A 12337-nucleotide genomic window follows, 5' to 3' on the forward strand; every position below is an offset into this window, starting at 1 on the left:
GTCATGGCCGCTCCCCTCCGCCTCGCCTCCGCCTCGCAAAGCCGGGCCCTGCTGTTAGAGCAGGCCGGGATCGACTTTATCCAGACCCCGATGGACTATGACGAGGAACAGATCGTCGCCTCTTCGCCGAAAAATTTCGTCTACCAGGCGACGGTAGGGAAGTACGGGGCGGGTGTGAGCACATTCGGCATCGAGGAACATCCGCTCCTCGTCGCCGATTCCGTCGTGACGTCTCAGGGACAGATCCTGCGCAAGGCGCGCTGTCTCGATGATGCTCGCAACATCCTGATGACGCAGAGCGGCAGCGTCACCTCCATCATCACCTGCATGATCTACCACTCCCCCCGTCTGAAGCTCATCGACATCTCTGCGACGGATTACCTCTTCGCCCCTTTCGACCCCGAGGACCTGGAGCGCTATCTTGCCTCCGGTGAGTGGCGCGGCAAGGCGGGGGGCTGCATGGTCGAAGGCTTTTGCAAACCCTATATCCGCAGCGTCCGCGGCAATGAAAGCACCGCGATGGGGCTCAACGTCGAGGCACTGAAACCATTCCTGGAGGGCTTATGAAACGACTTGCTACCGCAGTGATGCTCATGCTGATGATCGCCGGCTGTGCGAAGACCCCGGTGACGGGGCGTACCCAGCTTATCCTGATCTCCAACGAGCAGGAGGTCGCCCTGGGGCTCAGCGAATCCGAGAAGCTCAAAAAGAGCGCGAAACTCTCAACGAACAGTGCGCAGGTGGCACGGGTCCGCCGCATCGGGGAACGGATTGCCGCGGTCAGCGGCAGGGACGACTTTCAATGGGAATTCAACGTTATCGAGTCCGACACCCTTAACGCCTTCTGCCTGCCCGGGGGGAAAGTCTACTTCTATACGGGGCTGCTCAAGCTGACGGAGAACGACGACCAGATCGCCACGGTGATGGGGCACGAGATCGCCCACGCCCTCGCGCGCCACGGGGCGGAACGGATGTCGATGCAGATGGTCAGTAATGCCGGGGCGCAGCTGCTCGGCGCCGCCCTGGAGATCCCCGCGCAGTACCAGGGGCTGTACAACCAGGCCTATGGCCTCTCCACCCAGCTGGGCGTTCTGCTGCCTTACAGCCGCAAGCATGAATCGGAGGCCGACCAGATCGGCATCTACCTGATGTGGAAAGCGGGGTTCGATCCGCACCAGGCTGTACGGTTCTGGGAACGGATGCAGGCGGCCTCGGGCGGGAAAAAGCCGCCGGAGTTCCTCTCGACGCACCCCTCGGACCAGTCGCGCATCGACGCGATCAACGCCTTCATCAAAAAACTCCCCGCGCAGCGATGAAGTATTACGACAACGAGCTCGCCGCCCTGAAACGTTCGGGGCGCTACCGCGAACGCCGGGTGTTCGATCCGGCGATCACGGATCTCGCCTCCAACGACTACCTGGGGCTGGCGGAGAAACCGGAACTCTTTAACGCGGCCGTCGCGCGGCTAAGCGGCGAGAGGGTGCACGCTCCCAAGGCGTCAATGCTCGTCAACGGCTACCATGCCGTTCACCGCGAATTCGAAGCGGCGCTCTGCGAAGCGAACGGGTTTGAATCCGGCATCGTCATGGGGAGCGGATTCAACGCGAACCTGGCGATGATCGAGGCCCTCGTGCGCCGGGGCGACGAGCTCTTTATGGATGAGAAATACCATGCCAGCGGGGTGCTCGCTTCGAAACTGGTCGAGGGGAAGGTGACCCTTTTCGGTCACAACGACGCAGCAGAACTGGAGAAGAAACTTTCCGCTTCCGATGCCCGCCGGCGCATTATCGCCGTCGAAGGGATCTACTCCATGGACGGGGATCTGATGGCGCGGGAGATCTTTGAGCTCGCGGAGCGTTACGACGCCCTGCTGATCGTGGACGAGGCGCACAGCAGCGGGGTGGTCGGTTCGCGGCTGCTGGGCGTCTTCGACCTCTACGGGATCACGCCGAAACCCAACCACATCAAGATGGGGACCCTGGGCAAGGCGTACGGCAGTTTCGGGGCCTACGTGCTTTCGTCAAGCCATATCGCGGATTACCTCGTCAACCGCGCGAAGCCCGTCATTTACGCCACGGCGCCGTCGCTCTTTGACACGGCACTGGCGCAGGCGTCGCTGCACTATATTTTGGAGAATGGCGAGGAACTGAAGGCACAGATCGAGGCGCGCCGCGCGATGATGAACGGGCTCCTCGGTACCGAGGCGGACGGTCTTATCGCGGCCGTTCCCGTCGGCGACAACCGGAAGGTGATGGCGATCCAGGCGGCACTGCTGGAGGAGGGGATGCTTGTCGGCGCCATCCGGCAGCCGACGGTGGAGCGGGCGATCATCCGGCTAATCGGGCGGCTCGGAGTCGAAGAGGGGAGCCTGCGGCGCGGTTGCGAGATTATCGCCCGTTGGGTAAAATAGGCGCAATGATTCAGATTAAACGTTTGCGGATCGATTATGCCGGCGGTACGCTGGTGGATATCGCCTTTGGCATCGAGAGCGCGCTGGCCCTGGTGGGACAGAGCGGCAGCGGGAAGAGCCTGACGCTCAAGGCGCTGCTGGGAATGCTCCCGCCCGCGATGTCGTCGACGATCGAGATGGATGCCCCCTTTGAGCTCCGCCGCGGCGACACCGTCGCCTTTGTACCCCAAAACCCCTTTACCGCCCTCTCGCCGCTGACCAGGGTCGGCGGCCATTTCGAGGGGGTTCCGCCGGCGGAAGCGGCGGCGCTGATGACACGGGTCGGGCTGGATGCGGCGCTGCTCGAGCGCTTCCCGCCGGAGCTTTCGGGCGGGCAGTTGCAGCGGGCCGTGATCGCCATCGCCCTGTCGCACACGCCCAAACTGCTCCTGCTCGATGAGCCAACGACGGCCCTCGACCCCGAGACACGCCGCGTCATTATCGCGCTGCTGCGGGAGCTGCAGACACAGATGGGCTTCCAGATGCTCTTTGTGACCCACGATATCGTCTCGGCGCGTGCGCTGTGCGACGAGGTGTGCGTCATCCGCGAGGGCAGCGTGGTCGAGCAGGGGGCAATGGCACAGGTGATGGCGTCGCCCGAACATGCGTATACACGCACACTGATTGAATCTAGTTTCGCCGGGAGGGAGTATAGAACGTGAAAAAAATTCTGCTGTGGGGAGGCCTGGCCGGTGTGGTCGCCCTTATCCTTTTTATCGGTTACTTTGTGGCGCAGTACGGTCACGAGACCCGGAAGCTTGTCCAGTACAACCCGCCGATGACCACGTACATTTATGACCGGAACGGCGAGAAGATCGCCAATATTTTCGATAAGCAGAACCGCGCCTACGTCACCTTTGACGAGATCCCGCCGCTGGTGATCGAAGCCCTGCTGGCCATTGAAGATACGACCTTTTTCGAACACCGCGGCGTCAATGTCGACGCGATCTTCCGTGCGATCATCAAGGATATCAAGGCGGGGAAACTCGTCGAGGGGGCGAGTACGATTACCCAGCAGCTGGTCAAGAACACCCTCTTGACGCGGGAGAAAAAGTTTTCGCGCAAGCTCAAAGAGCTTATCTTCTCGCTGAAACTCGAAACGGAACTGAGCAAAGAGGAGATCCTGGAGCGCTACCTCAACGCCATCTACCTCGGCCACGGTTACTACGGGATCAAAACGGCGGCACAGGGGTATTTCCACAAGCCGCTGAACCGCCTGACACTCAAAGAGACCGCCATACTCGTCGGCCTGCCCAAGGCCCCCTCTTTTTACGCACCGACACGCAACTACGAACTCTCCCTGGGACGGGCGAACCGGGTGATCTCGCGGATGCATGCGCTGGGGTGGGTGGATGACGAGAGCTACAATACGGCGCTGCAGGAGCGCCCGGGGGTCTTTGACGAGACCCTGACGCAGAACCGCGCACCCTACGTCACGGACGAGGTCCTGCGGCGGGCGGCGGTGCTCTACCCCGATATCCGGACGGGCGGCTATACGATCAATACGACCGTGGACCTGCGCCTGCAGGAGGCGGGACGGGAGGCCCTGTCGTACGCCTATGACGGCATTCTCGAACGGGCGATGAAAAGGGATGAAGACGCCAACGCGAGCCAGTTCGGTGAGCTCAACGGCGCGCTGGTGAGCATCGAGCCCGCGACGGGAGAGATCCTCGCGCTCGTCGGCGGTGTGGATTACACAAAAAGCGCATTTAACCGGGCGACGCAGGCGCGCCGTCAGCCGGGGTCCGCGTTCAAACCTTTCATCTATCAGGTCGCGCTGGATCTGGGCTATTCGCCGGCGACGGAGCTGGTCGATATCGCCCGGACCTATGATTATGAAACGGAAGGGAGCGAGAAGAAGTGGCAGCCCAAGAACTATGAGCGCGATTACAAAGGGCTGATTACCCTGCGCGAAGCGCTGGTGCATTCGCGCAACCTTGCGACGATCAACCTGGTGACGGATATCGGGCTCTCGCGCATCTACCGCGAACTCTCCCGCTACCAGTTCGCCGGGCTGCCTTTGGACCTCTCCCTGGCCCTGGGCAGTATCACGCTTTCACCGGTCGAACTGGCCGGTGCGTACAGCTCTTTTGCCGCGGGCGGGGTGCAGAGCGACCCCTACCTCATTACGAGCATCGACAAACGGGGGACGCATTACGATGCCGAGCCGAAGCAGCGTGAGGTGACGAGCCCGGCCCAGGCCTACTTGATGACGACAATCCTGCGCGACGTCGTGCTGCGGGGTACCGGCCGCGCCTCTGCGGTCGGGGGCATTGAGACAGCGGGCAAGACCGGGACGACGAACAACTCCATCGATGCCTGGTTCGCCGGCTATTCGCCGAGCGTGGAAACGGTCGTCTGGTTCGGGAACGACGACAATACCCCGCTGCCCAAACGGGAGACGGGGGGCCGGGCGGCGGCTCCGGCGTTTCGGAAATTCTATACCCAGCTCTTGCATCTCTTCCCGCAGGTCCCGCGTAAATTCGTGATGCCCGAAGGGGTGACGAAGGTTGAGCGCAACGGGGCCGAGGAGTTCTTTACCAAGGCGTCGCCGCCGCCGGTGGAGAAGATGCCTTCCGAAGCGGAGGACGGTCTGCTCTTCTAGCTTCCTGTGCTACAATGGCCCAAAGGAGAGCGCATGACAAAGATCACCCTTGGCATCACGGCGACGGCACTTCTGCTTCAGGCGGGGGTCTTTGACGCCGGAACAAAGAGCGTGGCGCTGACAGTGGGCACCGGCAGCGGTTTTGACAGCACCTACACGATCGTAGGCGTCAGCGCGAACTACTTCGCCTTTAACGGCCTCTCCGTCGGTGTCGGCTACCGGGGGTGGTTCGGCGGCACGCCGACGATGAACGAGGTTGACCTGCCGGTGACCTACTATCTCCCTCTCTCGCCTACCTTTCGTCCCTATGCCGGTGTTTTTTACCGGCACACTTTCATCAGCGGCCATTATGACGATTACGAGACCGTCGGCGCACGGGCGGGGATCGCCTACGCCGAAGGACGTGCCTGCCTGTCGGTGGGGTGGGCCGAGGAGTGGTACAGCCGCAGCAACGGCGATACGATCCGCCGCGGTTACCCGGAGATCACCGCCGCCATCAGTTTCTAGGCTTTACGGTAACAAGCAACGTAGCGGTTAGAGTGAAAAAAATAGATTGTCGAGTGGGAAGAGTGGTATAGCAAGACGGGGCGTTGCATTTGATGCATGATGATGACGCTGCCGGGAGCAGCGTTGTACTTTTGTCCTCGCATTGCTGCGGAATTCCGCTGTGCTACATGCGCCACAGCGGCCGAGCGTAGCTATACGGGGCTTTGCTCCCTATCGCGTGTATTAAGAATGATACGCTCGGTTCAGCGCGCTGAACATTGCCATGACTCCGGCGATGGTGATGTCGTTGTCGCGGCCGACGCCGAAGAACGCACCGAAATCTTCCGTTTCGATCTCGATGTAGGCCACGGCCTTGGCCGACGACTGCTCCCCGCAGGAGTGCTCGGAGTACGAACGCAGCACGAAGGCGTGCGGGAACTTTTCGCCGAGGGCTTTGCGGCAGGCGTCGATAGGCCCGTTGCCCTGACCCGTGCTCGTGATCTCCTCGCCCTCAAACCGGTAGGTCAGTTTGACCGTCACGATGCCGCTTTTTGATGTCTCCGAGTTGACGGCCATATCCACGAACTCAATGTACTGCGGCACCTCGAAATAGGTCTTTTCGAAAATGCCCAGGATCTCTTCTGCCGTCAGTTCGCGCCCCTCGACGTCCGTGATACCCTGAACGATGCGCCCGATCTCGGGGTGCATTTTTTTGGGGAGCTGGTAGCCGAACTTGTCCTCGAGGATGTAGGCGACGCCCCCTTTGCCCGACTGCGAATTGATGCGGATGATACTCTCATAAGTCCGGCCGACGTCGGCGGGGTCGATCGGCAGGTAGGGCACCTCCCAGAACGGTTCGCTCTTCGCGCGCTGGTAGGCCAGCCCTTTGTTGATGGCATCCTGGTGGGAGCCGGAAAAGGCCGTATAGACCAGTTCGCCCACGTAGGGGTGGCGTACATGCGTCTCGATGTCGGTACAGCGCTCGACGACGTCGACGACGGTGTTGACGTCGCCGAAATCGAGTCCGGGGTCCACTCCCTGGGTGTACATGTTCAGCGCCAGGGTGATGATATCGACGTTCCCGGTCCGTTCGCCGTTGCTGAGCAGGGTCCCCTCGACGCGGTCCGCCCCCGCCAGCAGTGCCAGCTCGGTCGCCGCGACGGAGGTGCCGCGATCGTTGTGCGTATGCGTCGAGATGAGAATGTGCTCGCGGTTGTCCAGGTGGCGGCTCATCCACTCGATCTGGTCGGCATAGATATTCGGTGTCGCCATCTCTACCGTCGCCGGGAGGTTGATGATGACCGGGCGTTCCGCGCTGATGCCCCAGCGTGCCGTGACGGCGTTACAGATCTGGGCGGCGAACTCCATCTCGGTCCCGGTAAAGCTCTCCGGCGAATACTCCAGCGTGATCTCGCCGTCAAAAGAAGCCGCACGGCTCTTGACCATGTCGACGCCTTCGAGCGCGAGGGCGGTGATGTCGTCCTGCTCTTTTTTGAAGACGATCTTGCGCTGGGCCGTCGACGTCGAGTTGTACAGGTGCACGATCGCCTTTTTAACGCCCTGGAGCGCCTCGAAAGTTTTGTCGATCAGGTGCTCTCTGGCCTGGACGAGCACCTGGATGGTGACGTCGTCCGGGATCAGCCCTCGCTCGACCAGGGTCCGCAAAAAGTCGAATTCGACCTTGGATGCGGAGGGGAAGCCCACCTCGATATGTTTAAATCCGAGTTTGAGCAGGAGGTCGAATAGTTCAAGTTTTTGATCCAGATTCATCGGAGTCACCAGCGCCTGGTTGCCGTCGCGCAGGTCGACGCTGCACCACAGAGGCGCTTTGTCGATGGTGTTGTCCGGCCACTGGCGTTGTGGCAAATCAATCTTGGGGTATGGGCGGTATTTACCGCTTTGAGCATTTTTCATATGCTCCTCCTTGAACTAAAATAGTCGATCTCCTGCTAGAAATCGTGCGCAATTATAGCAAAACTGTCGGCGGGTTCGGGTTCACGGCAGCACAGGGGTGCACTTGCTCAGGCAGTCGTAAAGTTTTCGGGGGTCAGGGGAGGGGGAGCTCCAGGCGGAAGATGGCGCCGCGCTTCGCGTTTTCGACGGTCAGCGAGCCCTGCATCTTCTGGGCGATCTGGGTGCTCATATAGAGCCCGATACCCGTGCCCTTGTCGTCGCGCTTGGTCGTGAAGTTCGGTTTGAAGATCTCTTCGAGCAGTTCCGGGTCGATCCCGCCGGCGCTGTCCTCGACCTCGATGTAGATATGTCCGCCTTTTTTGTAGAAGCGGATCAGAATCTCCCGCACGCTGCTTTCGCGCTCGATGAAGGCGTCTTTGGCGTTGGCGAGCAGGTTGAGCAGCAGGTGCTTGAACTCGTTCTCGATCCCGCTGACGATGATCTCGCGCCCCTCTTCGACGGTAACGGCGATATTGTTGCGGAGCATCTCGTCATGCACCAGCAGCAGGACCGACTGGGTACAGCGCTTCAGCCCGAAGGGGCCGCTCTCCTTGTCGGGGCGGAAGAAGGTGCGGAACTCGCTCAGCGTCGAGACCATGTGGGTAATCTGCTCCTGGATGTCCTCGACGAACTTTTCGACGTATTCCAGGGTAACGTCCCCGGCTTCAAAATCCATCTTGAGCAGGTCACCGTACATGCTGAGCGCATTCAGCGGCTGTTTCCACTGGTGGGCGACGGCATCCATCATTTCGCCCATGGCCGCCATCTTCGCCTGGTTCTGCAGCACTTTTTCGCGCTCCAGGCGTTTATCGATCTCTTCAAGGACCCGCGACTCCAGCATCTGCTCGCGTGTGGTACCTTCGGTCGTATAGCTTGCGATCAGGAGTTCGATCTTCTCGCGCAACCCGTTGTCACACTGTGTTGAGAGGGCAAGGATGTCTTCGATAAGTGTCTGGGTCTTTGGCGCTTTCACTCGTTCCTGTCTTTGCATTAAATAATGTTTAGAATATATGATTTATTTATAGCGAAACTAGGATAAAGGGGGGCTGATTTTAGCGGAAAAAAACAAGAGGGGTTTACCCCCGTAACAGGGGGTATGTGATTAGCACATGTAAGTTGTTTTGAATTCGTAGGCAGTCGGGCGACCTTCGTCCGGCCAGACGTCACGTTCAAATTTGTAGTGCTGGTATGTCGTGATGAATTCATCCGTAAAGACCGGCTTGAGGAACTCGTTGTCGGCGATAAGGGCTTCCAGCGCTTCGCGGAGGGTATGCGGCATCTGCGGGATACCTTTTTCGCGGATCTCGTCCAGCGTCAGTTCGAAGAGGTCTTCGTCCATCGGACCGACCGGAACTTCTTTGCTCTTGATACCGTCGAGGCCGGCCATCATCATGACGGCGAAGGCAAGGTACGGACATGCAGTAGAGTCCGGGAAGCGCATTTCGATACGCGTCGCTTTTTCGCCCGCACCGTACGGGATACGGCAGGAAGCGGAGCGGTTCTGGCTGGAGAACGTCAGGATGCTCGGTGCTTCGAAGCCCGGGATCAGACGCTTGTAAGAGTTCGTAGAAGCGTTGGTGAACGCCGCAACGGCTTTCGCGTGTTTGAAGATACCGCCAACGTAGTTGAGTGCCGTATCGGAGAGGTTACCGTAGTTACCCTCTTTGTAGAAGAGGTTCTTGCCGTCTTTCCACAGGGACTGGTGCGTGTGCATACCGTTACCGTTGTCGCCGAAGAGCGGCTTCGGCATGAACGTCGCCGTTTTGCCGTTGAGGTGTGCGACCATTTTGACGACGTACTTGTATTTCTGGACGTTGTCGGCTGCACCGATGATGTCGGAGAAGACGACACCGATTTCGCCCTGGCCCTGGGCAACTTCGTGGTGGCCGAGGGTGACTTCGAGACCGATCTGCTCGAGGACCATCATCATTTCCGCACGCAGGTCGACCATGGAGTCAGTCGGCGCTACCGGGAAGTAACCGCCTTTTGTCCCCGGGCGGTGACCGGTGTTGTACGTCTCTTCGAAACGGGTGTTGGAGTTCCACTCACCCTCTTCGGAGTCGACACGGTATCCCGCTTCGTTGATGGAGTCGACAAAGTGAACTTCGTCGAAGATGAAGAATTCGTTCTCAGGACCGAAGTATGCTGCATCGGCGATACCGAGCTCTTCAGCGTGCTTGAGGGCTTTTTTCGCGATGGAACGCGGGCATTTTTCGTACATTTCACCTTTGTAGATGTCATAGACGTCACAGAAAAGGATGATGGTCGGATCTGCAGTAAACGGGTCGAGGAAGGCTGTCGGCACGTCTGCTTTGAGGAGCATGTCGGAGCGGTTGATCGGCTGCCATGCTTCGATGGAAGAACCGTCGAAAGGGAATCCGTTTGTAAGATTATCGGCGTTGACGGCGCTCATGCGGTAAGTGAGGTGGTGCCATGCACCTTTGATGTCCGTGAAACGAAGGTCGACAAACTGGACGTCGTTCTCTTCACAGTATTTAAAGAACTCGTCAATGCTGTTAACGAATTTTCCCATTGATTTCTCCTGTTGTGAAAGTTTGCGGTAAGTATAGCCGAATGTCCTTTACGCTAGCGAAAGAGGTGTGATTAAAAATTAGTCAATTTGTCGCTTTTTGTAGGGGGAAGGGGAGTAAATGCGCTGTTACAGCGCGACGCTGTAGGGCTTTCTGTTACGGAAGTATACACATTCCGTATACCCCGTTTCGCGGGCGAGGGCCTCTGCCTCATCTCTGAACAGGCCGATCTGCCCCGGCGTGTGGGCGTCGGAACCGAAGGTGACGGGGATGCCGCGCTCGAAGGCGGCTCGCAGCAGGTCCGGGGAGGGGTAGGCTTCGGCAACGGGCTTGCGGTAGCCCGCCACGTTGATCTCCATCGTCATCCCCGCCGCGGCGACGGCATCGAGGGCAGGAGACGCGATGGAGACGATGTCGCGTTTGGGCATGAACTTGAACACTTTGATAAGGTCGAGGTGGCCGACGATATCAAAGAGGCCGCTTTTGGCCATCGCCTCGACCTGTTCGAAATAGCGCTCCCAGATGACATCGATATCCTCGTGCTCGTACTGCCCGATGAATTCGGGATTGTCGAACCCCCACTCGTCCAGGAAGTGCACGGAGCCGATCAGGTAGTCGACATCGGCACTCAGAACGCGCGTGTCCATATGGCCCTCGAGGTAATCGACCTCGTAGCCGAAGAGAATGTCGATCTTCCCCTCATACTTTTCCCTCGCGTCCATGACCATCCCGTGGTACTGCTCCATCTCTTCGAACTTCATACGGTATTTGGGGTCGAAATCCATCGGCGCGTGGTCGGAAAAACCGAAAACGTCGATACCCGCGGCGACGGCCGCGGCGACGTATTCGTCCACCGAGCCTTCGGCGTGGTTGCAGAGTGAGGTGTGGTTGTGCAGGTCGATTTTCATAGCTTGATTCCCATATTAATTGTGTATTATAGGCTGAGAACCAAGAAGGTCGGGTAAAATACGCAAAAAGATTCAAAGAAAAAAGAATGCATAAAGTTGAACTACTCTCCCCGGCGGGCAACCTGGAGAAATTGAAGATCGCGATCGACTTCGGGGCCGATGCCGTCTACGGCGGCGTCAGCCACTTTTCCCTGCGGATCCGTTCGGGCAAAGAATTTACGATGGAGAGCTTCAAAGAGGGGATCGACTATGCCCATGCGCGGGGCAGAAAGGTCTATGCGACCATCAACGGATTCCCCTTCAACTCCCAGCTGAATCTGCTGGAGAAACACATCCTCGCGATGGCGGCGCTGGAACCGGACGCCTTTATCGTCGCGACACCGGGCGTGCTGCAGCTGGCGCACAAACTCGCCCCGCAGATCCCGCTGCACCTCTCCACTCAGGCCAACGTCATGAATGTGCTCGATGCGAAAGTCTACTACGAGATGGGGGCGCGCCGCATCATCGCCGCCCGGGAGATTTCGCTCAAAGACCTCAAGCAGATCAAAGCGGAGCTGCCGGACCTCGAACTCGAGGTGTTCGTCCACGGCTCGATGTGTTTCGCCTACAGCGGCCGCTGCCTTATCTCGACCGTGCAGAGCGGCCGGGTCCCCAACCGCGGCAGCTGCGCCAACGACTGCCGCTTCCCCTATGAGCTCTACGCAGCCAACCCGGAGACGGGAACGCTGTTCCGGCTGGAAGAGGACCCGGGCATCGGCACCTACATTATGAACTCGAAAGACCTCAACCTCGCTTCGCACATCAAGGAGATCCTCGATGCCGGGGCGGTCGACTCGCTGAAGATCGAGGGGCGCACGAAGGCGAGCTACTACGCCGCCATCACGGCCAAGGCGTACCGCATGGCCATCGACGATTACTATGCGGGCCTGGAGCCGAGCGAACGCTACCAGGAGGAGCTGAACACGATGCAGAACCGCGGCTTTACCGACGCCTACCTCGTCAACCGCCCCTTCGAGAAGCACGATACCCAGAGCCTCGATTTCACGATGCAGATGGGGACCCACCAGGTGAGCGGCATGGTAACCGAAGACGGCGGGCACTTTCTTTGCAAGTATACGACCCGCCCCGGCGACGAGGCGGAGATCGTCGCGCCTTGGGATGCGGTGCTCTCACCCTATGAAAACGAGTACGGGTCGATTTTTGAGCGCGACGGACGCTGGTATGTCCGTTTCAATAAGCTCGTGGCGGAAAATGGACGGGAGTGGGACGCGGTGCACAGCGGCAACGTCAACCCCATCGTATTGCCGGGCGCACTGCCCCAGTACAGCTTCCTCCGCATCCCTGCCGACGGGATCGACCAGTCGCCGCCCGTCTAACGCTTGCCGTGAATTCGCTATAATTCCGC

The 12337-nt window shown here is 59.4% G+C and carries 11 protein-coding genes; 7 read left to right on the forward strand and 4 right to left on the reverse strand.

What is annotated here, in order from left to right; all coding sequences use genetic code 11:
- Positions 1 to 3: 3 nt before the first annotated feature.
- From maf to WCY31_RS02110, 6 genes are read left to right on the forward strand one after another with little or no spacing between them, the layout of a single operon-like run.
- On the forward strand, positions 4 to 567 hold the full coding sequence (gene maf / locus WCY31_RS02085) for a septum formation inhibitor Maf (protein WP_345972946.1): 564 nt from the start codon (positions 4 to 6) through the stop codon (positions 565 to 567).
- Positions 564 to 1316: a M48 family metallopeptidase gene (locus WCY31_RS02090; protein WP_345972947.1), complete on the forward strand. Its 753-nt coding sequence runs from the start codon at positions 564 to 566 to the stop codon at positions 1314 to 1316. Before maf ends, WCY31_RS02090 begins: the two co-directional genes overlap by 4 nt.
- On the forward strand, positions 1313 to 2410 hold the full coding sequence (locus WCY31_RS02095; RefSeq protein ID WP_345972948.1) for a pyridoxal phosphate-dependent aminotransferase family protein: 1098 nt from the start codon (positions 1313 to 1315) through the stop codon (positions 2408 to 2410). Before WCY31_RS02090 ends, WCY31_RS02095 begins: the two co-directional genes overlap by 4 nt.
- A gap of 5 nt (positions 2411 to 2415) precedes the next feature.
- On the forward strand, positions 2416 to 3111 hold the full coding sequence (locus WCY31_RS02100; RefSeq protein WP_345970619.1) for an ATP-binding cassette domain-containing protein: 696 nt from the start codon (positions 2416 to 2418) through the stop codon (positions 3109 to 3111).
- Positions 3108 to 5054 carry a PBP1A family penicillin-binding protein gene (locus WCY31_RS02105; protein WP_345970621.1) on the forward strand — a complete coding sequence of 649 codons (1947 nt, stop codon included), beginning with the start codon at positions 3108 to 3110 and terminating at the stop codon, positions 5052 to 5054. Before WCY31_RS02100 ends, WCY31_RS02105 begins: the two co-directional genes overlap by 4 nt.
- 33 nt (positions 5055 to 5087) lie before the next feature.
- A complete protein-coding gene (locus WCY31_RS02110) occupies positions 5088 to 5561 on the forward strand; it encodes a hypothetical protein (protein WP_345972949.1) in 474 nt (157 codons plus the stop codon).
- 222 nt (positions 5562 to 5783) lie between these two features.
- Here WCY31_RS02110 and leuA read toward each other — a convergent pair whose 3' ends face one another.
- From leuA to WCY31_RS02130, 4 genes are all read right to left on the reverse strand, one after another.
- On the reverse strand, positions 5784 to 7454 hold the full coding sequence (gene leuA / locus WCY31_RS02115; protein WP_345970623.1) for a 2-isopropylmalate synthase: 1671 nt from the start codon (positions 7452 to 7454) through the stop codon (positions 5784 to 5786).
- 133 nt (positions 7455 to 7587) lie between these two features.
- Positions 7588 to 8484, reverse strand: coding sequence for a sensor histidine kinase (locus WCY31_RS02120; protein ID WP_345970625.1), 897 nt, complete (start codon positions 8482 to 8484; stop codon positions 7588 to 7590).
- 111 nt (positions 8485 to 8595) lie between these two features.
- A complete protein-coding gene (gene glnA / locus WCY31_RS02125; protein WP_345970627.1) occupies positions 8596 to 10026 on the reverse strand; it encodes a type I glutamate--ammonia ligase in 1431 nt (476 codons plus the stop codon).
- Between the two features lie 126 nt (positions 10027 to 10152).
- A complete protein-coding gene (locus WCY31_RS02130) occupies positions 10153 to 10932 on the reverse strand; it encodes a histidinol-phosphatase HisJ family protein (RefSeq protein ID WP_345972950.1) in 780 nt (259 codons plus the stop codon).
- An 86-nt stretch (positions 10933 to 11018) separates the two neighbouring features.
- On the opposite strand from WCY31_RS02130, the gene WCY31_RS02135 reads away from it, so the two are divergent.
- Positions 11019 to 12308, forward strand: coding sequence for a peptidase U32 family protein (locus WCY31_RS02135; protein ID WP_345972951.1), 1290 nt, complete (start codon positions 11019 to 11021; stop codon positions 12306 to 12308).
- Positions 12309 to 12337 lie beyond the last annotated feature (29 nt).

This window comes from Sulfurimonas sp. HSL3-1 (assembly GCF_039645995.1).
Taxonomy (GTDB): domain Bacteria; phylum Campylobacterota; class Campylobacteria; order Campylobacterales; family Sulfurimonadaceae; genus Thiomicrolovo; species Thiomicrolovo diazotrophicus.

Excerpts from the sequence above, each read along its gene's own strand:
- maf (WP_345972946.1), top strand. The coding sequence starts at position 4 with ATGGCCGCTCCCCTCCGCCTCGCCTCCGCCTCGCAAAGCCGGGCCCTG.
- WCY31_RS02100 (WP_345970619.1), top strand. The coding sequence starts at position 2,416 with ATGATTCAGATTAAACGTTTGCGGATCGATTATGCCGGCGGTACGCTG.
- WCY31_RS02130 (WP_345972950.1), bottom strand. The coding sequence starts at position 10,932 with ATGAAAATCGACCTGCACAACCACACCTCACTCTGCAACCACGCCGAA.
- WCY31_RS02120 (WP_345970625.1), bottom strand. The coding sequence starts at position 8,484 with ATGCAAAGACAGGAACGAGTGAAAGCGCCAAAGACCCAGACACTTATC.
- WCY31_RS02135 (WP_345972951.1), top strand. The coding sequence starts at position 11,019 with ATGCATAAAGTTGAACTACTCTCCCCGGCGGGCAACCTGGAGAAATTG.
- WCY31_RS02095 (WP_345972948.1), top strand. The coding sequence starts at position 1,313 with ATGAAGTATTACGACAACGAGCTCGCCGCCCTGAAACGTTCGGGGCGC.
- WCY31_RS02110 (WP_345972949.1), top strand. The coding sequence starts at position 5,088 with ATGACAAAGATCACCCTTGGCATCACGGCGACGGCACTTCTGCTTCAG.
- glnA (WP_345970627.1), bottom strand. The coding sequence starts at position 10,026 with ATGGGAAAATTCGTTAACAGCATTGACGAGTTCTTTAAATACTGTGAA.
- WCY31_RS02090 (WP_345972947.1), top strand. The coding sequence starts at position 564 with ATGAAACGACTTGCTACCGCAGTGATGCTCATGCTGATGATCGCCGGC.
- leuA (WP_345970623.1), bottom strand. The coding sequence starts at position 7,454 with ATGAAAAATGCTCAAAGCGGTAAATACCGCCCATACCCCAAGATTGAT.